This window comes from Streptomyces sp. HNM0575, assembly GCF_012726265.1.
In the GTDB taxonomy this organism is placed as follows: domain Bacteria; phylum Actinomycetota; class Actinomycetes; order Streptomycetales; family Streptomycetaceae; genus Streptomyces.
Genome location: NZ_JAASAG010000017.1, coordinates 21464 through 43242 on the forward strand (window position 1 = coordinate 21464; position 21779 = coordinate 43242).

The window sequence follows — 21779 nt, forward strand, 5'->3', positions numbered from 1 at the left end:
GAACTCGTCGTGCCTTCGCGGGTGTTGCCGTCGTTGGTGGATGATCCGGTTGTGATTGTGGGGATGTCGTGCCGTTATCCGGGTGGGGTCGCCTCTCCTGAGGATTTGTGGCGGCTGGTGTCGGAGGGCGCGGACGCGATCAGTGACTTCCCCACCGACCGTGGTTGGGATCTGGAGCGGTTGTTCCATCCGGATCCGGATCACCCGGGCACCTCGTATACGCGTCGTGGTGGGTTCCTGAGTGAGGCGGCGGAGTTCGATCCGCAGTTCTTCGGGATGTCTCCGCGTGAGGCGTTGGCGACGGATGCGCAGCAGCGGTTGTTGCTGGAGGCGACGTGGGAGGCGCTGGAGCGTACCGGTGTCGATCCGGCGGACCTGCGGGGAAGCCAGACGGGCGTGTTCGCGGGTGTGATGTACAACGATTACGCGCAGTTGCTGGAGGGTGCGGAGACGGAGGGGCATCAGGGCACGGGGACGTCGCCGAGTGTGGTGTCGGGTCGGGTGTCGTACACCTTCGGTTTCGAGGGTCCGGCGGTGACGGTGGACACGGCGTGCTCGTCGTCGTTGGTGGCGATGCACTGGGCGGCGCAGGCGTTGCGGTCGGGTGAGTGCTCGCTGGCGCTGGCTGGTGGTGTGACGGTGATGTCGACGCCGGGGCCGTTTGTGGGCTTCTCGCGGCAGCGGGGGTTGTCTGAGGACGGGCGTTGCAAGGCGTATGGGGATTCTGCTGATGGTGTGGGCTGGTCCGAGGGTGTCGGGCTGGTGGTGCTGGAGCGGTTGTCGGATGCGCGGCGTAATGGGCACCGGGTGCTGGCGGTGCTGCGCGGCAGCGCGGTGAATCAGGATGGTGCGTCGAATGGTTTGACGGCGCCGAACGGTCCGTCGCAGCAGCGGGTGATTCGGCAGGCGTTGGCCAGCGCCGGTCTGTCGACGTCGGATGTGGACGCGGTCGAGGGTCACGGCACCGGCACCACGCTGGGTGACCCGATCGAGGCGCAGGCGTTGATGGCGACTTACGGGCAGGAACGTGATGCCGAGCGGCCGCTGCTGTTGGGGTCGATCAAGTCCAACATCGGGCATACGCAGGCCGCCGCGGGCGTCGCGGGCGTGATCAAGATGGTGGAGGCGATGCGGCACGGCAGCCTGCCGCGGACCCTCCACGCGGAGACCCCCTCCTCGCATGTCGACTGGGAGGCCGGTGCTGTCGAGCTGCTGGCCGAGGAGACGGCGTGGCCGCAGGACAAGCGCGTCCGCCGGGCAGCCGTCTCGTCGTTCGGCGTCAGCGGCACCAACGCCCATCTGATTCTGGAGCAGTTGGACGAGAGCGAGGAGCTGGAATCGGCGTCGCCGCCTGACCAGACGTCGGAAGGTGCGCCCTCGGTCTCGCCTGGTGTGGTGCCGGTGTTGGCGTCGGCGAAGTCTGCGGTGGCGCTGGATGGGCAGGTGGAGCGGCTGCGGGAGCGGGCTGCCCAGGGGCCACGGCTGGATGTGGGTTTCTCGTCGGTGGTCTCCCGGTCGGTGTTCGAGCATCGTGCGGTGCTGCTGGCCGACGAGGACGGGGTGGCCGAGGCGGCTCGCGGTGTGAGCATGTCCGATCCGGGTCCGCTGGCGGTGGTCTTCTCGGGTCAGGGCAGTCAACGCCTCGGTATGGGGCGGGAGTTGTATGCCCGCTTCCCGGTCTTCGCCGAAGCTTTCGATGCCGTCTTGGCGCACCTGGATCCGGGTCTGCGGGATGTGGTCTGGGGCGAGGACGAGGAGGCGCTGAATCGTACGGGGTGGGCGCAGCCTGCGCTGTTCGCGTTGGAGGTGGCGCTGTTCCGCCTGGCCGAATCGTGGGGCGTCCAGCCCGACTACCTCGCCGGGCACTCCATTGGTGAGATCGCGGCCGCGCATGTCGCCGGGGTGTTGTCCCTTTCCGACGCGTGTGCGTTGGTGTCGGCGCGGGCGCGGTTGATGGAGGCGTTGCCGGAGGGCGGCGCCATGGCCGCCATCGAAACCACCGAAGAGGAAGTCACCCCGTTCCTCACCGAAGACGTATCCCTGGGGGCGGTCAACGGTCCGTCGTCGGTGGTGGTCTCCGGTGAGGAGAGCGCGGTCGCCGCTCTGGTCTCGCGGTTTGAGGAGCAGGGGGTGCGCACGCGGCGGTTGCGGGTCTCGCATGCGTTCCATTCGCCGTTGATGGACCCGATGCTGGAGGACTTCCGTACCGCCATCGAGGATCTGGTGTTTGAGGCGCCGCGGGTGCCGGTGGCGGCGTGGGGTGATGTGTCGAGCCCGGAGTATTGGGTGCGGCACGTCCGGGAAGCGGTGCGCTTCGGCGAGAGCGTGGAGTGGCTGGCCGAGCAGGACGTCACCACGTTCCTGGAGCTCGGCCCCGACGGCGTACTTTCCGCGATGGCCGCGGCAATCGCCCCCGAAACCACGGCCGTTCCCGTACTACGCAAGGACCGTGGCGAAGAAGCAGCCGCCCTGGCGTCGATCGCTCAACTCCACGTCACCGGCCATGAGATGGACTGGGCCCGGCTCTTCGACGGTACCGGCGCACAGCACGTCGACCTGCCCACGTACGCCTTCCAGCACCAGCGCTTCTGGCCCGCCGTGTCCACCCGCGGCGGCGACGCATCCGGGCTGGGACTGAGCGCCGCGGAGCACCCGTTGCTGGGTGCAGCGGTCGAACTCGCCGACGGCGATGGGGTGTTGTTCACGGGCCGTCTGTCGTTGCGGACGCATCCGTGGCTGGCGGACCACGTCGTCATGGGGCAGATCCTGGTGCCCGGCGCGGCGCTGGTCGAACTGGCGGTGCGGGCCGGAGACGAGGTCGGCTGCGACCGCGTCGAAGACCTCACCATGGCCGCCCCCCTCGTCGTCGCCGAGCACGGCGGCATACAGGTGCAGCTTCGCGTCGGCGCCGCCGACGGTGACGGGCGGCGGGCGATATCCGTGCACGGACGGGCCGCCGACACGGATGATCTCCCGTGGACGGAGTACGCCGCCGGCACGCTCGCCGTCGGCCGGACGACACCGGAGTTCGACACGACCGCCTGGCCCCCGACCGGTGCGGAACCGGTCGAACTGGACCACTGCTACGAGCGGTTCGCCGACGCGGGCTTCGACTACGGCCCCGTCTTCCAAGGCCTGACGGCGGCCTGGCGTGGCGAGGACGGTGATCTCTTCGCCGAGGTCGCTCTGCCCGAGGACACCGGGACCAGCGGCTTCGGCCTCCACCCCGCACTGCTCGACGGAGCCCTGCACCCCGCACTGCTCGACGACGGGGACGAAGCGGCCGTGCCGTTCTCCTGGGAAGGCGTGTCGCTGTATGCGACCGGGGCCTCGACGGTTCGTGTGCGCCTGACGCGAGGCGCCGGCGGGAGCATGGCGTTGGCGCTGACCGACACCCTGGGCGCGCCGGTCGCCGCAGTCGAATCGCTCGCCACCCGGCCGGTTCAGACCGAGCAGTCGGCCGACGCCGGCTCTGCCATACGGGACGCCCTGTTCGGGGTCTCGTGGACGCCGGTCTCGGTGGAGAACGTCAGCCGGACTGTCGCCGTCGTCGGTTCGGATTCGCTGGGTCTCGCGCGTGGGCTTGCTGACGCGGACGCCTACGCGGATTTGGACGCTGTCGGTGAGGTGGTGCCGGAAGTGGTTCTGGTGCCGCTGTCCGGCGGGACGGACGAGGACGCGGGTGCGGCGGGTGCGGCTCATTCGCTCAGCGCCGCTGCTTTGGCCCTGGTCCAACTGTGGCTGAACGAGGAGAGGTTCGCGGGTTCGCGGCTCGTGTTTGTCACCCGTGGTGCGGTCTCCGGTGAGGATCCGGCGGCTGCGGTGGTGTGGGGTCTGGTGCGTTCGGCGCAGTCGGAGCATCCGGGCCGGTTCGGGCTGCTGGACCTCGACACGTCCGAGGCTTCGCTCGCGGCGATCCGGTCTGCCCTGGGTGCGGATGAGCCGCAGGTGGCGATTCGTGAAGGCCGGGTTCTGGCTGCGCGTTTGGGTCGGGTTGCTTCTTCTGGTGAGGCTGTGGCGTGGGGTTCTGCGGGACCGGTTCTGGTCACTGGTGGTACGGGTGGTCTGGGTGCGGTCGTGGCGCGGCATCTGGTCTCCGAGCACGGTGTACGGGATCTGCTGCTGGTGTCGCGTCGTGGCCAGGAGGCCGACGGTGCGGGGGAGTTGACCGCTGAACTGGCCGGGCAGGGCGCGAATGTCGAGGTCGCCGCGTGCGACGTGAGCGACAGGGACGCCCTCACCGCACTGCTCGCCCAGCACACGATCGATGCTGTGGTCCACGCGGCCGGCGTCCTCGATGACGGTGTGATCGAGTCGCTGACGCCCGAGCGTGTCGACTCCGTGCTGCGCCCGAAGGTGGACGCGGCGTGGCATCTGCACGAGTTGACCCGTGGCCTCGATCTGTCGGCGTTCGTGCTGTTCTCCTCGGCCGCCGGGGTGTTCGGTAATGCGGGTCAGGGCAATTACGCGGCGGCCAATGCGTTCTTGGACGCGCTGGCTGCACATCGTCGTGAACTGGGCCTGCCTGCGGTGTCGTTGGCGTGGGGTGCGTGGGCCGAGGCGGGCATGCTCGCCGAGGCGGACGCCGAGCGGATGTCCCGTTCGGGCATGCCGCCGTTGGGCACGGCCGAGGGGCTGGAGCTGTTCGATGCGGCCCTCGGCGCCGACGAGGCGGCGCTCGTACCGGTGCGCCTGGACCTGCCGGTACTGAGGTCCCGGGGTGAAGTGCCGCCGCTGCTGCGCGGGTTGATACGTACGCGTGCACGTCGGGCCGTCGCCGGATCGGAGACGGCGGCCTCGCTGGTGCAGCGGCTGAACGGCCTCGGCGACAGCGAGCGGTTCGACGCGCTGCTGGATCTGGTGCGCGGCGAGGTCGCCGGGGTGCTGGGTCACGCAGACGCGGCAGCCGTGGAGGCAACCCGCGCGTTCCAGGACCTGGGCTTCGATTCGCTGACGGCCGTCGAGCTGCGCAACCGGCTGACGTCGGCCACGGGGCTGCGCTTGCCGGCGACGCTCGTCTTCGACTATCCGACGGCCCAGGCGCTGACCCGTCATCTTCTCGGAGAGCTGATCGGTGCAGATGCGCCGTCCGCGGCTTTGATGCCGTCGCGGGTGTTGCCGTCGTTGGCGGATGATCCGGTTGTGATTGTGGGGATGTCGTGCCGTTATCCGGGCGGGGTCGCCTCTCCTGAGGATTTGTGGCGGTTGGTGTCGGAGGGTGCGGACGCGATCAGTGACTTCCCCACTGACCGTGGGTGGGATCTGGAGCGGTTGTTCCATCCGGATCCGGATCACCCGGGCACCTCGTATACGCGTCGTGGTGGGTTCTTGGGTGGGGCGGCGGAGTTCGATCCGCAGTTCTTTGGGATGTCTCCGCGTGAGGCGTTGGCGACGGATGCGCAGCAGCGGTTGTTGCTGGAGGCGACGTGGGAGGCGCTGGAGCGTACCGGTGTCGACCCGGCGGACCTGCGGGGAAGCCAGACGGGCGTGTTCGCGGGTGTGATGTACAACGATTACGCGCAGCTGCTGGAGGGCGCGGAGACGGAGGGGCATCAGGGCACGGGGACCTCGCCGAGTGTGGTGTCGGGTCGGGTGTCGTACACCTTCGGCTTCGAGGGTCCGGCGGTCACGGTGGACACTGCCTGCTCGTCGTCGCTGGTCGCGATGCACTGGGCCGCGCAGGCGTTGCGCTCGGGCGAGTGCTCGCTGGCGCTCGCTGGTGGTGTGACGGTGATGTCGACGCCGGGGCCGTTTGTGGGCTTCTCGCGGCAGCGGGGGTTGTCGGAGGACGGGCGCTGCAAGGCGTATGGGGATTCTGCTGATGGTGTGGGCTGGTCCGAGGGCGTCGGCCTCGTCGTACTGGAGCGGCTCTCGGACGCCCGCCGCAACGGACACCGCGTGCTGGCGGTGCTGCGCGGCAGCGCGGTGAACCAGGACGGCGCCTCCAACGGTCTGACGGCGCCGAACGGTCCGTCGCAGCAGCGGGTGATCCGGCAGGCGTTGGCCAGCGCCGGTCTGTCGACGTCGGATGTGGACGCGGTCGAGGGTCACGGCACCGGCACCACGCTGGGTGACCCGATCGAGGCGCAGGCGTTGATGGCGACTTACGGGCAGGAGCGGGATGCTGAGCGGCCGCTGCTGTTGGGGTCGATCAAGTCCAATATCGGGCACACGCAGGCCGCTGCGGGTGTCGCGGGTGTGATCAAGATGGTGGAGGCGATGCGGCACGGCAGTCTGCCGCGCACGCTCCACGCGGAGACCCCCTCCTCGCATGTCGACTGGGAGGCCGGTGCCGTTGAGCTGCTGGCCGAGGAGACGGCGTGGCCGCAGGACGAGCGCGTCCGCCGGGCAGCCGTCTCGTCGTTCGGCGTCAGCGGCACCAACGCCCACGTGATCCTCGAACAGCCCGACGAGCCCGCCGAGTTCACCCAGGGCGACGAGACGGAGCAGGCGGCCGGTGATGTGTCACCGATGGTGCCGTGGGTGGTCTCCGCGAAGTCTCCTGCCGCCCTGGATGGGCAGATCGGACGGCTGAAGACGCTGCTGGGCGAGTCCCGTCCCGCCGACGTCGGGCTTTCCCTGGTGGCCTCCCGGTCGGTGTTCGAGCATCGTGCGGTGCTGCTGGCCGACGAGGACGGGCTGACCGAGGCCGCTCGCGGTGCTGCGGCTCAGGACCCGGGTCCGCTGGCGGTGGTCTTCTCCGGCCAGGGCAGTCAACGCCTCGGTATGGGGCGGGAGTTGTATGGCCGCTTCCCGGTCTTCGCCGAGACCTTCGATGCCGCCTTGGCGCACCTGGATCCGGGTCTGCGGGATGTGATCTGGGGCGACGACGACGAGGCGCTGAACCGGACCGGGTGGGCGCAGCCTGCGCTGTTCGCCCTGGAGGTGGCCCTGTTCCGCCTGGCGGAGTCCTGGGGCGTCCAGCCGGACTATCTCGCCGGGCACTCCATTGGTGAGATCGCGGCCGCGCATGTCGCCGGAGTCCTCTCCCTGCCCGACGCGTGCACGTTGGTGTCGGCGCGTGCCCGGTTGATGGAGGCGCTGCCCGAGGGCGGTGCGATGGCCGCCATCGAGACATCCGAGGAAGAGGTCACCCCGTTCCTCACCGAAGACGTGTCGTTGGGGGCGGTCAACGGGCCCACCTCGGTGGTCGTTTCGGGCGAGGAGAACGCGGTCACCGCCCTGATCGAGCGCTTTGAGGAGCAGGGGGTGCGCACCCGGCGGTTGCGGGTCTCGCATGCGTTCCATTCGCCGTTGATGGACCCGATGCTGGAGGACTTCCGTACCGCCATCGAAGGCCTGGCCTTCGAGGCGCCGCGGGTGCCGGTGGCGGCGTGGGGCGATGTGTCGAGCCCGGAGTATTGGGTGCGGCACGTCCGCGAGGCCGTACGCTTCGGCGACAGCATCGAATGGCTCGCCGAGCAAGACGTCACCACATTCCTGGAGCTCGGCCCCGACGGCGTGCTGTCCGCCATGGCCGCGGCAATCGCCCCCGAAACCACGGCCGTTCCCGTCCTGCGCAAGGACCGCGCCGAAGAAGCAGCCGCACTCACCGCGTTGAGCCGTTTGCACGTCAACGGTGTGCATGTCGAGTGGGCGCGGCTCTTCGACCGTACCGGCGCCCGACGCATCGACCTGCCCACCTACGCCTTCCAGCACCAGCGCTTCTGGCCCGCCGTGTCCACACGGGCAGGCGACGTACGCGCCGCCGGCCTCGGCTCGGTGGAGCATCCGCTGCTGGGCGCGTCCGTCGAACTGGCGGGCGCTGAAGGGACGTTGTTCACGAGCAGGTTGTCGTTGCGGACGCATCCGTGGCTGGCGGACCACGTCGTCATGGGGCAGATCCTGGTGCCCGGCGCGGCGTTGGTGGAGTTGGCGGTGCGGGCCGGTGACGAGGTCGGCTGCGACCGCGTCGAAGACCTCACGATGGCCGCCCCCCTCGTCGTCCCCGCACAGGGCGGTGTCCAGGTGCAGGTCTCGGTGGGCGCGCCGGACGAGGCGGGCCGCCGTCAACTCGTCGTCTACGGGCGTCCCGAGGCCGGGGACGGTGTGCCGTGGACCGAGCACGCCAGCGGCATGCTGGCCGAAGGGGAGCCGACGAGCGTCGACTTGGGAGGCGCCGTGTGGCCTCCGGCCGCCGCGGAGCCGGTCGAACTGTCCGGCTGCTACGAGCGGTTCGCCGACGTGGGCTTCGACTACGGCCCCGTCTTCCAGGGCCTCACAGCGGCCTGGCGCGGTAAGGACGGTGACCTGTTCGCCGAGGTCGCCCTGCCCGAGGACACCAGGACCGACGACTTCGGCCTCCACCCCGCTCTGCTGGACGCCGCACTGCATGTGGCGCTGCTCGGCGGAGACGAGAGCGGTGAGGGCGAAGACGGCGGTGACGGCGAAGAGAACGGCAAGGGTGACGGCCGGAACGGGGCGGCAGGGCTGCCGTTCGCCTGGGAAGGCGTCACGCTGCACGCATCGGGAGCGACCGCGCTGCGGGTGCGGCTGTCCCGCAGCGGCGACGCCATGACCATCGCGCTGGCGGACCCATCCGGCTCTCCGGTGGCGTCCGTGGAGTCCCTGGTCGTGCGTCCCGTCTCCGCGGATCAGCTGGGCACGCAGGCGAGCACCAGCCGTGACGCGCTGTTCTCCCTGGAGTGGACGCCGGTCATCGCGCCGGGCACGGCCCCGGACGAGACCGTGGCCGTCGTCGGGCCCGACAAGCTGGACGTGGTCGAGGCGCTGCACGATGCGCGCGTTGCCGTGGAGGAGCGGCCCGACCTCGCCGCCGTGGCCGAGGACACGGTGCCCGGCGTGGTGCTCGTTCCCGGCCTCGACGTCGACCGTGGCGCGGAGGGTTCGGCGGACGAGGCCGCTCATGCGGTGACCCTTTGGGCGCTGGAGATGCTCCAGCAGTGGCTGGAGGACGAGCGGTTCGCGGACTCCCGGCTCGTCTTCGTCACCCGTGGTGCCGTGACGGGGGAGGACCCGGCGGCCGCGGCGCTTTGGGGTCTGGTGCGGTCGGCGCAGGCGGAGCACCCGGAGCGCTTCACGCTGCTGGACGTCGACGCCTCCAGCCCGTCGTCGATCATGGTGCCGCTCGCGCTCGGCGTCGACGAGCCGCAGATGGTGATCATCGGTGGCGAGGTCATGGCCGGACGGCTCAGCCGGGTCACTCCGGCCGAGGGGCACGTGGAGTGGGACTCCGCGGGACCGGTTCTGGTCACGGGCGGTACGGGTGGTCTGGGTGCCGTCGTGGCGCGGCATCTGGTCTCCGGGCACGGTGTACGGGATCTGCTGCTGGTGTCGCGTCGTGGCCAGGAGGCCGACGGCGTACAGGAGTTGACGGCTGAACTGGCGGAGCAGGGCGCGCGGGTGGAGGTCGCCGCGTGCGATGTGAGCGACGGGGACGCCCTCACCGCACTGCTCGCCCAGCACCCCGTCGGTGCTGTGGTGCATGCGGCTGGCGTCCTCGATGACGGTGTGATCGAGTCGTTGACGCCCGAGCGTGTGGAGGCCGTGTTCCGTCCGAAGGTGGATGCCGCCTGGCATCTGCACGAGTTGACCCGTGGCCTCGATCTGTCGGCGTTCGTGCTGTTCTCCTCGGCCGCCGGTGTCTTCGGCAACGCGGGCCAGGGGAACTACGCGGCGGCCAACGCGTTCCTGGACGCGCTCGCCGTCCACCGCCGTCAACTGGGCCTGCCCGCCGTCTCGTTGGCCTGGGGCGCTTGGGCCGGGGAGGGCATGCTCGCCGAGGCGGACGCCGAGCGGATGGCCCGTTCGGGCATGCCGCCGCTGACCACGGCCGAAGGCCTGAAGCTGTTCGATGCCGCCGTGGCGGGCGAGCAGGCCGCCCTCGTACCGGTCCCGCTGGATCTGCCGGCCCTGCGTGCCCGCGGGGAGGTGCCGCCGCTGCTGCGCGGCCTGATCCGCACCCGTGCACGTCGCGCGGCGGCGGGCTCGGAGACGGTTGACTCGCTGATGCAGCGGCTGACGCCGCTGAGCGGCGGCGAGCGGCGTGAGGCGTTGACGCAGCTGGTCTGCGGTCAGGTCGCCGAAGTCCTCGGGTACGGCGGCGCCGGGGAGATCGAATCCGACCGGCAGTTCCAGGAGCTGGGCTTCGACTCGCTGACGGCCGTTGAGCTGCGCAACCGGCTGACGTCGGCCACCGGGCTGCGGCTGCCCGCGACGCTCGTCTTCGACTACCCGACACCGGCCGAACTCGTCGGCTTCCTCGGGGAGAAGCTCTTCCCCGGCGGGACGGAGGACCCCTCGGGGGCCGGCACCGTCCTCGGCGAACTGGACCGGCTGGAGCGGCTGTTGGCGGAACTCACCGTCGACGCACAGGTGCACAGGCAGGTCGCCGGGCGTTTGGAGGTGCTCAGGACCCGCTGGGCGTCGCTGCGTGAGAACGGCAAGGACGCCGCGAACAACGGCGACGTGGATCTCGAATCGGCGTCGGACGACGAGATGTTCGACCTGCTCGACCACGAACTCGGGCTGTCCTGACAGGGATCGCGGAGCCCTCCCTCAGGCTCCGCGGCCGGTGCCGCCCGGCACTCCTCGGGTGTCCACCCGTCGGGTGCCGGGCGGCCCGTACCCGCCCGGACCCGCCCGTACCCGCGACGGGATATGGGCGCCCGGCGCCGCGCGCTGACACATACGACCCGGAAAGGCGCTCCAGCCCGGCCCCGCCGGGCCCTGCCGGGCCTCACTTCGGGTGAGTTCACTAGTGCCGCGTCCGTGACCATGTGCTCCACGAGGTCCTGTCAGCGTCGACAGGCGGAGAGGAGACAGCCGCATGGACGGTCGGACGCACAAGGACGCCCGGACGCCGGTCATCGGCGTGCTGGGACTGGGCTCGCTGGGGGAGGGGATCGTACGTGCCGTCCTCGCCGGCGGCTCCGGAACCGAAGTGGTAGCCGTCGACCAGGACGCCGGCGCAGTGGACCGGGTGCGCGGGAGCCTGCCGGCCTCCGGCCTCGGCCACGGTTCCGGGCTGAGTTTCGGCACCGAGCCTGCGGACCTCAAGCGGGCTGACCTCGTCATCGAGGCCGGCCCGGAGGAGCCCGCCGCCAAGGAGGCCGCGCTGCGCGCCGTCGACGCGGTGTGCCCGCCTGCGACCGTCGTCGTAACGGCCGCTGCCACCCTGCCCGTTGGAGAGCTCGCCGCGCTGTCCGGGCGGCCCGAGCGGATGCTGGCCGTGCGGTGCTGCGTGCCTCCTCCGTACGGCACGAAGGCCGAACTGACGGCGACCGCGGAGACCTCTCCGTACGCCCTGGAGCTGGCGCGCAGAGTCCTCGGCGAAGCCGGATGCCAGGTCGTGACCCTGGCGGACGGGACCGGGCGGGCCGCGGCCGAACTCGTCTACGGCTACCTCAACCGGGCCGTCGCCATGGTGGAGGACGGCTACGCCTCCGCCGAGGACGTCGACACCGCGATGCGTCTCGGCTGCGGACTGCCCTACGGACCGTTCCAGCTGCTCGACGCCATCGGCCTCGACACCGTCCGCGACACCCTGCGCACCCTTCAGGACCGCACCGGCGACAGCTCGTTCGCGCCCGCCTCCCTCCTGGAACGGCTCGTCGCACAGGGCAGCGTCGGACGAAGGACGGGTGCCGGCTTCCACCGATGGGACGCCGACGGCGAATCCGTGCCGAGTGCGCCGCGGCGGCCCGCGGCCCCGCACGGTGAAGCGCACGAGGGTCTTTCGGAGAGCGCGGATCCGCGGGAATACGGCAAGCCGCGGAAGAACGGCGCGCTGCCGCCGCGGCCCGCCCTCACCTCCGTCGGCATCGTCGGCTCCGGCACCATGGCCCGCGGCATCGCCGAGGCCGTCGCACGCGCCGGCCTGCCCGTCACGCTCGTGGCCCGCGACGAGGCCAGGGCGAGCGCGGCGTTCGACGCCGTCGACCGGTCCCTCGCCCGTGCCGAGCGGCGCGGCCGGATCAGCGAGTGCGAACGGCTCGCCTTCCTGAGCTGCGTCAGGGCGACCCACGACCACACCGAACTGACCGACGCCGACCTGCTGATCGAGGCCGTCGCCGAGGACACCCACGTCAAGCACGCCGTGCTGCGCGGCATGGACACCGTGGCGAAGCCCGGCGCGGTCCTCGCCACCGTCACCTCCAGCCTGTCCGTGACCGGATGCGCACACGCCACGAGCCGCCCCTCCCAGGTAGTGGGCCTGCACTTCTTCAACCCGGCGCCGGTGATGCGGCTGGTGGAGGTCGTACGCCACGACGACACCGACCCCGAAGTGCTCGCCGCGGTGCACGCCCTGACTCGCGAGCTGGACAAGAGCGCGGTGGAGTGCACCGACAGCGCGGGGTTCGTCGTCAACGCCCTGCTCTTCCCGTTCCTCAACCAGGCGATAACGACGCTGGAGCGCACCGGGCTGACCGCCGGTGGCCTCGACGAAGCCGTCACGACCGCCTTCGGCCACCCGATGGGCCCGTTCGCGCTGCTGGACACCGTGGGGCTCGACGTGTCGCTGGCGATCCTGCGAAGGCTCCACGAGTCCGCGCCGGAACCGTGGACCGCCCCGGCCGCCCGGCTGGAGGGACTCGTCGCGGACGGACACCTCGGCCGCAAGACCGGCAGCGGCTTCACCACGCAGGCAGCTCCCGCGAAGGCCGCCGTGTGAACGCGGCGCCGCCGCCCGCACCGGCCCGGCCCTCGCCCGCACCGGCCCGGCCGCCGCCCTGAGCGCCGCCCGTGGCGCAAGGCCGCCCCGGGCCGCACGCCCGCGGGCGGAAACCGGGCGACGAGGTCTAGGGACTTCATCAAGTGGGCCGTTGCTTCAATGAACCCGGCCGACCTGGAAAGGACACGCGACCCCATGGCCAAGACCACGACGGACACCCCCCACGGAGCCCCCTCGAGCGCCGCGCCCGCCGGAGGCGACGCCGCGACGGACACCGACACCGGACTGTGGCTCAGGCGATTCCGGCAGTCGGCCCCGGACGCGCCCCGCCTGGTGTGCTTCCCGCACGCCGGGGGCGCGGCGACCTGGTTCATGCCCGTGGCGGAGGCCATGGCACCGCGTGCGGACGTCCTCGCCGTCCAGTACCCGGGGCGGCAGGACCGCCGCTCCGAGCCGCCCGTCGACGACGTACTGGTGCTCGCCGCCCGCATCACCCGCGTACTGACGGAGCTGGAGGACCGGCCCACGCTGTTCTTCGGGCACAGCATGGGAGCCGTCGTCGCGTTCGAGGTGGCGCGCGCCCTCGCGGCCCGCGGAAAGCGCGGGCCGGAGCACCTGTACGCGTCGGGGCGGCGCGCCCCGCACAGCTACCGCGACGACCGGGTACACGAACGGGACGACGAGGGCGTGCTGGAGGAGGTGCGCTCGCTCGACGGCACCGACTCCCGGCTCCTGCACGACGACGAGGTGGTGCGGATGGTGCTCCCCGCCATCCGCGCCGACTACCGGGCGGTCGAGACCTACCGCTGCCCGCCCGGAGAGCCCCTGGAATGCCCCGTCACGGTGCTCACCGGCGACGACGATCCCAAGACCACCATCGAAGAGGCGGAGGCATGGCGGGAGTGGACCACCGGCGGGTTCCGCATGGAGGTCTTCCGCGGCGGCCACTTCTACCTCACGGAGCACCAGGCCGGCGTTCTGCGCATCGTCGGTGAGGGACTCGACGGCCTCGACAGGGCCTCGTGACCGTACGACGCGGGGCTGCGCCCCCGGGCCGTCCGCGGTGAAGAGAGGAAACAGGCAATGACCAGGCGCGCACTGATCACCGGAATCACCGGACAGGACGGCTCCTACCTCGCCGAGCACCTGCTCTCGCAGGGCTACCAGGTGTGGGGGCTCATCCGCGGCCAGGCCAACCCCCGCAAGTCGCGGGTGGCCAGGATGATGTCCGAGCTGTCCTTCGTGGACGGCGACCTGATGGACCAGGCGAGCCTGGTCTCCGCCGTGGAGACGGTGCAGCCCGACGAGGTCTACAACCTGGGCGCCATCTCCTTCGTCCCCATGTCCTGGCAGCAGGCCGAACTCGTCACCGAGATCAACGCGATGGGCGTACTGCGGACGCTGGAGGCGATACGCATCGTCAGCGGCCACAACGGCTCCCGCCACGCCGGCTCCAGCGGGCAGATCCGCTTCTACCAGGCGTCGTCCTCGGAGATGTTCGGCAAGGCCGCCGAGACCCCGCAGAACGAGAACACCACGTTCCACCCGCGAAGCCCCTACGGCGTCGCCAAGGCCTACGGGCACTTCATCACCCGCAACTACCGCGAGTCGTTCGGGATGTACGCCGTGTCCGGCATCCTCTTCAACCACGAATCGCCCCGCCGCGGCGCGGAGTTCGTCACCCGCAAGATCTCCCTCGGCGCCGCCCGCATCAAGCTCGGCGTGCAGGAGAAGCTGCACCTGGGAAACCTCGACGCCGTGCGCGACTGGGGCTTCGCCGGGGACTACGTGCGCGCCATGCACCTGATGCTCCAGCGTGAGGAGCCCGGCGACTACGTGGTGGGCACCGGGGCGATGCACTCCGTGCGCGACGCGGTGCGCATCGCCTTCGACCACGTGGGGCTGGACTGGCAGGACCACGTGGTCATCGACCCCGAGCTGGTGCGGCCGGCCGAGGTCGAGATCCTCTGCGCCGACTCCTCACGGACCCGTGCCGAACTGGGCTGGGAACCGACCATGGACTTCCCGGAGTTGATGCGGACGATGGCGGAGTCCGACCTCGAACACGTCGCCCGCGAGCAGCAGTACGCCGACCTGCTGCTCGCCGGTGTCTGGTGACGCCGCCGCGTTCCTGACGAACACGGCACCGGGGCTCCCGCTCCGTACCCGGGAGCGCCCGGCGCTCCACGCAGACCGGGCACCCACGCAGACCGGGCACAAAGGCGGATCAGCCGTAACCCGCAGGTCAGTTGTTGCCCGGCAGCCACACGGAGAAGTCCAGCTCGTCCAACTCGTCCAGGTCATCCGGCTGGTGCTGCCCGTCCGGCGCGGAGCGCGCCGCAGGGATCGCGGCCCGCCCCTCGGACCCGCCCCCGTCACCGGAGGGCGCCGGCAGCGTCCCTTCAGCGTCCGGCTCGGCGTCGTCCGCGCCCGCCTCCGCCTCCGTGCCGGCGTCGTCGGCCGTCCCGGTGCCGGAACCGGAGTCCGCGCCCGCGTACAGCTGCGCGTACCTGCCGCCGGCCGCCAGCAGTTCCGTGTGGTTGCCGCTCTCGACGACCTGCCCGGAGTCCATCACCACGATCAGATCGGCGTCGCGGATGGTGGAGAGACGGTGCGCGATGACGAAACTCGTCCGGTCGGCCCGCAGCGAGTTCATCGCCTGGTGGATCGCCGCCTCGGTGCGGGAGTCCACCGAGCTGGTGGCCTCGTCCAGCATCAGGATCGCCGGATCGGACAGGAACGCCCTCGCGAGGGTGATGAGTTGCTTCTCGCCCGCGCTGACGGCGGTCGCGTCGTCGTCGAGCACCGTCTCGTACCCGTCGGGCATGGCCCGCACGAACCGGTCCACGCACGTGGCGCGTGCGGCGGCCTCGACCTGCTCACGTGTGGCGTCCGGGCGTCCGTAGGCGATGTTCTCCGCGATGGTCCCGCCGAAGAGCCACGTGTCCTGCGGCACCAGGCCGATGCCGGCGCGCAGCTCCTCGCGGTGCATCGACATGATGTCCTGCCCGTCGAGGAGGATGCGGCCTCCGTCGATGTCGTAGAAGCGGGTCAGCAGATTGCCCAGGGTGGTCTTGCCGGCGCCCGTCTTCCCGACGACGGCGATCAGCTGCCCCGGTTCCGCCGTCAGCGACAGCTTCTCGATGAGCGGGGTGTCCGGAAGGTAGCGGAAGGAGACGTTCTCGAACTCCACGCGCCCTTCGACCTCCCGGGGCTCGGGTGAGCGTTCCGCGTCGGGCGGCTGCTCCTCCGTCTCCAGCAGGTCGAAGACCCGCTCCATGGACGCCAGCCCCGACTGGAGCTGCCCCGAGAAGCTCGCCATGTCGATCAGGGGCCTGCTGAACATGCCCGAGTACTGGATGAACGCCTGCACGTCGCCGATGGACACCGCGCCGGAGGCCACGCGCAGCGCCCCGACCATCGCCACCAGCACATAGTTGAGGTCGGTGATGAACCGCGTGGTGGGCCCGATCAGCCCGGACGTGGCCTGGGCGCGCGAAGCGGCCGTGTACAGCTCCTCGTTGTGCTCGTCGAAGACCTTCTCGGCCAGGTCGCGCCGGCCGAAGCCGGTGACGACCGCGTGGCCGGTGTACATCTCCTCGACGTGGCTGTTGAGGGTCTCCGTCACCTGCCACTGCTCGCCGAAGCGGGGCTGGGCGCGCCGCCCGATCCAGATCGCCAGGGCCACCGACACCGGCACGTTCACCAGGACGATCAGCGCCAGCTCCCAGGAGATGACGAGCATCATCACCACGACGCCCGCCACCGACAGCACCGAGTTGATCATTTGCCCGAGGACCTGCTGCAAGGTGAGCTGGAGGTTGTCCACGTCGTTGGTGACGCGGCTGAGGACCTCGCCCTTGGAGTGGCCGTCGAAGTAACTCACCGGCAGCCGCGTCAGTTTGCTCTCCACCTGCTCGCGCAGGTCGCGCACGGTCCGCTGGACGACGAGCGTCACCATCCGCCCCTGCACGAGCATGCACGCCGACCCCACCAGGTACAGGCCGAGGATCAGCAGCAGCACCAGGCCGAGCCGGTGGAAGTCGATGCCCTGACCGGGAACGACGTCGACGGTGCTCAGCACGTCCGCGAGGGTGTCCTTGTCCTGCTCCCTCAGCCGCTCGATGACGTCGTTCTTGTCGGCGTTCGCCGGGAGGTCCTTGCTGACGAGCCCGGCGAAGATCAGGTCCGTGGCGTAGCCGAGGAGCCCCGGGCCGAGCAGGTTCAGGAAGACGGAGCCGATGCCGAGCACCGCCATGATGACGAGGCTGCGCTTCTGCGGCCGCAGCCGCTCGGCCAGGCGCCGCACGAGGCCGTGCTCCTCGGGGCGTGCGGAGAGGCCGTACCGGTCGCGCCACTTCTCCTTGGGGCGCCGGTGCCTGCCCGTGCCCTCCCACTGGAAGACCGGCGACGAGAACCAGTCAAGCATCGGCGAGCGCACCGGTGACCTCCTGAACCGTCGACTGTGACGCCGCCATCTCCCGGTAGGCGCGGCTGTCGTGCAGAAGCTCCTCGTGGGTTCCGTCGCCGACGACGCGGCCACCGTCGAGCACCACGATGCGGTCGGCCCCCTGCACGGACCCGATGCGCTGGGTGACCAGCAGCACCGTCGCCGCCGCGGTCTCCTCCTCCAGGGCGGCCCGCAGGGCCGACTCGGTGCCCTGGTCGAGCGCGGAGAAGCAGTCGTCCAGGAGGTAGATCAGCGGGTGGCCCAGCACCGCGCGGGCGATGGCCAGCCGCTGCCGCTGACCCCCGGAGATGTTCGAACCGCCCTGCGAGATGCGCGAGTCGAGGCCGTTCTGCATGCGCTCCACGAACTCGGTGGCCTGCGCGACGTCCAGGGCGTGCCACAACTCCTCGTCGCCGGCCTCCGGATTGCCGTACCGCAGGTTGCTGGCGACGGTGCCGGCGAATAGGTACGGCCGCTGCGGTACGAACCCGACGCTGTCGGCGAGGATGTCGGGGTCCATGTCCCGTACGTCGACGCCGGAGACGAACACGGCGCCGTCCGTCACGTCGTTCAGCCGCAGCACCAGGCTCAGCAGTGTCGTCTTGCCGCTGCCTGTGCCGCCGAGCACCGCGATCGTCTCCCCGGGGCCGGCCTTGAGGCTCACGTCCTGGAGCACCGGCGCCTGCGCGCCCGGATAGCCGAACGTGGCGCGGCGCACGTCGAGATGGCCGGTCGTCACCCACGGGTCGACGGGCGTCTCGGGCACCGGCACGCTCGTCGGGGTGTTGAGGACCTCCTCGATGCGGACGGCCGAGGCCCGGGCTCGGGGCGCCTCCGTGAAGACGAACGACACCACGATGATCGCGACGATGATGAGGGTCAGGTAGCCCAGCACCGCGTTGAGCGCGCCGAGGCGGAGAGCGCCGTCGTTGATGCGCAGACCGGCGAACCACACCAGCGCCACCGTAAGGACGTTCATGAACACCATGAGCGTCACCGGGATCGTCGCCATGATGCGGCCCACGCGCAGCGATACGCCGAAGAGTTCGTCGTTGGCCTTGCCGAACCGTTCGCGTTCGTGTCCGTCGCGTACGAACGCGCGGATCACCCGCACTCCGCTGATCTGCTCGCGCAGCAGCCGCGCCATGGTGTCCACGCACCGCTGCATCAGCGCGTACGGGGGGCCCAGGCGGCGCAGCAGCACGGACAGGCAGATCCCGATCACCGCCACCAGGCCGATCAGCAGCAGCCCCAGACCCGTGTCCTGGTAGAGGCCCAGCAGCAGGCCGCCCGCGCACATGATGACCGCCGAGACCGCGACGTCCATCAGCGTCAGCGTCAGGCGCTGGATCTGCACCACGTCGTTGACGGTCCGTGTGCTGAGGGACGACGTGCCGAATCTGGTCGTCTCACCCGAGGACAGCCGCATCACGTGGCGGAAGACTCTGGAGCGCAGATCGCGGCCCAGCGCCGCCGTGATGCGCGAGGACAGCACGGCCGCGATGCCCGCGGTGACGATCTGAGTGACCGCCAGCGCCAGCATGACGATGCCGGTGTCGACGATGTAGTCCGCGTCGCCCTTCACCACGCCGTCGTCGATCACGGCCGCGTTGAGGGTGGGGAGCATCAACGTGGCGACGGTCTGGACGAGTTGCAGCACCAGCAGGAGCACGGTCCTCCAGCGGTACGGCCGCAGGCAGGCACACAGCAGTCTGATCAGCACTCGGCACTCCGGTCACGACGGCGGCACTCCACTCACAGTCGACCGCGTCGCGAACTCCAAGAATCCCTAGACTTCTGCGTTTTCCGAGCCGCGTGCACCGCCGACCGGCGTTCCGCCCGCCCGAAGTCTCGAAGATTCCCTAGTACCCCCACACCTACGGTGAGACCGCTACGGACGGTTACCCGGTCGGCCGGTGCCAGGAGGTTCCTCGATGACTGTTCAGGAGATCGTCGACGCCGTCGGCTCCGGTGAGGCGGATGCCCGCGACTTCGAGGCCCTTCCCCTGCCGGAGAGCTACCGGGCCGTCGTCGTCCGCGAGGAGGACGCCGGGATGTTCGACGGCGTCGACGGGCGCGACCGCGACCCCACCAAGTCGCTGCACGTGCAGCAGGTGCCGACGCCCGAACTCGGCCCCGGCGAGGCCCTGGTGGCGGTGATGGCCAGCTCCATCAACTACAACACGGTCTGGTCCTCGATCTTCGAGCCGCTGCCGACGTTCGGCTTCCTCAAGCGCTACGCCCGCACCTCCCCCCTGGCGGCCCGGCACGACCTGCCCTACCACGTGCTGGGATCCGACCTGTCCGGCGTGGTGCTGCGCACCGGCCCCGGCGTCAACGCCTGGCGCCCCGGAGACGAAGTGGTGGCGCACTGCCTGTCGGTGGAACTGGAGTCTCCCGACGGGCACAGCGACACGATGCTCGACCCCGAGCAGCGCATCTGGGGCTTCGAGACGAACTTCGGGGGCCTCGCGGAGATCGCGCTCGTCAAGACCAACCAGCTCATGCCCAAGCCGGCCCATCTCAGCTGGGAGGAGGCCGCATGCCTCGGGCTGGTCAACTCCACCGCCTACCGGCAGCTCGTCTCCGTCAACGGCGCCGGCATGAAGCAGGGCGACACGGTGCTGATCTGGGGCGCCTCCGGCGGACTCGGCTCCTACGCCACCCAGCTCGCGCTCAACGGGGGAGCCGTGCCCGTGTGCGTGGTCTCCAGCCCCGCCAAGGCCGACATCTGCCGCCGCATGGGCGCCGAGCTGATCATCGACAGGTCCCAGGAGGACTACCGCTTCTGGTCCGGCGAACACACCCAGAACCACCGGGAGTTCAAACGCTTCGGCAAGCACATACGGGAGCTGACCGGCGGCGAGGACCCCGACATCGTCTTCGAGCACCCCGGCCGGGAGACCTTCGGCGCCAGCGTCTTCGTCGCCCGCAAGGGCGGCACCATCGTCACCTGCGCCTCCACCAGCGGATACCAGCACACCTACGACAACCGCTACCTGTGGATGAACCTGAAGCGCATCATCGGCTCCCACTTCGCCAACTACCGCGAAGCGTGGGAGGCCAACCGGCTCGTCGCCCGCGGCCGTATCCACCCGACGCTCTCCCGCGTCTACCCGCTCCAGGACGCGCCCCAGGCGGCACTGGACGTACACGGCAACTCCCACCAGGGAAAGCTCGGCGTGCTCGCCCTCGCACCCGGCGAAGGCCACGGCGTGCGCGACGAAGCGAAACGCCAGCGGCACCTGGAGGCCATCAACCGCTTCCGAGGGTGACGAAGCCGGACGCGACCGAAGCGACATCGGAACGAGCGGCCGGCCGGAGGGCCGGCGGACCGCGACCACGTGGCGAACAGAGGTTGGGACGAGAAGCACATGCATGAAGGGCTCACAGCGACGCAGGAGTGCCCGTTCCCCATGCCGCGGGACCGCAAGCGGCCGCTGGACCTGCCGCCGGAGTACGCCGGGTTCCGCCGGGAACAGCCCGTACGCAAGGTCACCACGCCCAGCGGCGACGTGGCCTGGCTCGTCACCCGCTACGAGGACGTGCGGGCCGTGCTCTCCGACCCGCGCTTCAGCGCCGAGGTCGCCAACCCCGGATACCCGCGCTACCTCTTCCCCGTCGACCCGCAGCCCGGCGCCTTCGTCACCGTCGACCCGCCGGAGCACACCCGCTACCGGCGGATGATCATGAGCCACTTCACCAAGAAGCAGGCGGAGGCGATGCGCCCGCGCATCCAGGAACTGGTCGACGAGCGCGTCGACCGGCTCCTGGCCGGGCCCCGCCCCGTCGACCTGGTGACGACCTTCGCCCGCCCCGTGCCGCTGACCGTGGTGTGCGAACTGCTCGGCGTGCCCTACCGGGACCGGATCGCCTTCGGCCGCTGGATCAACACCCTCGTGGAGACCAGCACCACGCAGGCACGCCGCGACGCCGCCGCCGGAGCCCTCTTCCGCTACATGCACAAGCTCGTCTCCGACAAGGAACGCGAGCCCACCGACGACGTGCTGGGCCGCCTCACCGGCAACCAGCTCCGCAACGGCGAGGTCGGGCACGACGAGGTCGTCGTCACCGGCATGATGCTGCTGTCCGCCGGCTACGACACCACCGCCAGCTCCATCGCGCTGACCACGCTGGCGCTCCTGGAACACCCCGAGGAGTTCGCCCGGCTGCGGGAGAACACCGACGAGTTGATCGCCGGAGCCGTCGAGGAGCTGCTGCGCCACCAGAACGTCATGCAGTGCGGTGTGGGCCGTGTCGCCACCGAGGACGTGGAGATCTGCGGGCAGCACATAGCCGCCGGCGAAGGCCTGATCGTGCTGCTCTCCTCCGCCGACCGCGACGAGACGGTCTACCCCGAGGCCGACCGGCTCGACATCACCCGCGCCGGCAGCACCCCGCTGGCCTTCGGACACGGCATCCACAGCTGCATCGCCAAGTTCCTCTCCCGGGTGGAACTCCAGGTCGCACTGGGGACGCTGGCCCGCCGCATCCCCACGCTGAAGCTCGCAGGACGCGCGGAGGAGCTGAAGTTCCGCGACACCGCGATCGTCTACAGCCTCCGCGAGCTACCGGTGACCTGGTGACCGCCGCCGATGCCGCCCCCGCCTGTGCCGTACTCGCCGATGCCGCACCCGCCGCCCGGGACCCCCGCGCCCGCAGCTCCCGACCGACCGTCGAGATGGGTTAGTTGAG

At 70.5% G+C, this 21779-nt stretch carries 8 protein-coding genes (1 of these 8 cut by a window edge); 6 read left to right on the forward strand and 2 right to left on the reverse strand.

Going from position 1 to position 21779, the window contains the following annotated elements; translation table 11 throughout:
- From HCC61_RS28730 to HCC61_RS28745, 4 genes are all read left to right on the forward strand, one after another.
- Window positions 1–10497, forward strand: the 3' portion of a protein-coding gene (locus HCC61_RS28730) for a type I polyketide synthase (protein WP_169140537.1). It extends 20502 nt beyond the left edge of the window; 10497 of the gene's 30999 nt are visible here — the last part of the coding sequence; its start codon lies beyond the left edge, outside the window; its stop codon occupies window positions 10495–10497.
- A 292-nt stretch (window positions 10498–10789) separates the two neighbouring features.
- The gene (locus tag HCC61_RS28735; protein WP_169140538.1) at window positions 10790–12634 is read left to right on the forward strand and encodes a 3-hydroxyacyl-CoA dehydrogenase family protein; all 1845 of its coding nucleotides are present in this window, start codon (window positions 10790–10792) and stop codon (window positions 12632–12634) included.
- Between the two features lie 195 nt (window positions 12635–12829).
- Complete coding sequence (locus HCC61_RS28740; protein WP_169140539.1) at window positions 12830–13660, forward strand: alpha/beta fold hydrolase; 831 nt, start codon at window positions 12830–12832, stop codon at window positions 13658–13660.
- A gap of 57 nt (window positions 13661–13717) precedes the next feature.
- A complete protein-coding gene (locus tag HCC61_RS28745; RefSeq protein ID WP_169140541.1) occupies window positions 13718–14752 on the forward strand; it encodes a GDP-mannose 4,6-dehydratase in 1035 nt (344 codons plus the stop codon).
- Window positions 14753–14879: 127 nt separating this feature from the next.
- On the opposite strand, the gene HCC61_RS28750 is transcribed toward HCC61_RS28745, so the two are convergent.
- Both HCC61_RS28750 and HCC61_RS28755 read right to left on the reverse strand, forming a co-directional pair.
- On the reverse strand, window positions 14880–17075 hold the full coding sequence (locus HCC61_RS28750) for an ABC transporter ATP-binding protein (protein WP_346777430.1): 2196 nt from the start codon (window positions 17073–17075) through the stop codon (window positions 14880–14882).
- Entirely contained in the window at window positions 17056–18807 is a 1752-nt protein-coding gene (locus HCC61_RS28755; RefSeq protein WP_169140543.1) for an ABC transporter ATP-binding protein, read from the reverse strand. The genes HCC61_RS28750 and HCC61_RS28755 overlap by 20 nt, the downstream gene beginning before the upstream one ends.
- 211 nt (window positions 18808–19018) lie before the next feature.
- On the opposite strand from HCC61_RS28755, the gene ccrA reads away from it, so the two are divergent.
- A complete protein-coding gene (ccrA, locus tag HCC61_RS28760; protein WP_169140545.1) occupies window positions 19019–20359 on the forward strand; it encodes a crotonyl-CoA carboxylase/reductase in 1341 nt (446 codons plus the stop codon).
- 69 nt (window positions 20360–20428) lie between these two features.
- Entirely contained in the window at window positions 20429–21670 is a 1242-nt protein-coding gene (locus tag HCC61_RS28765; RefSeq protein ID WP_346777431.1) for a cytochrome P450, read from the forward strand.
- The last annotated feature ends 109 nt before the right edge of the window (window positions 21671–21779 follow it).

Coding starts and splice junctions, on each gene's coding strand:
- HCC61_RS28735 (WP_169140538.1), top strand. CDS start 10,790: ATGGACGGTCGGACGCACAAGGACGCCCGGACGCCGGTCATCGGCGTG.
- HCC61_RS28740 (WP_169140539.1), top strand. CDS start 12,830: ATGGCCAAGACCACGACGGACACCCCCCACGGAGCCCCCTCGAGCGCC.
- HCC61_RS28745 (WP_169140541.1), top strand. CDS start 13,718: ATGACCAGGCGCGCACTGATCACCGGAATCACCGGACAGGACGGCTCC.
- ccrA (WP_169140545.1), top strand. CDS start 19,019: ATGACTGTTCAGGAGATCGTCGACGCCGTCGGCTCCGGTGAGGCGGAT.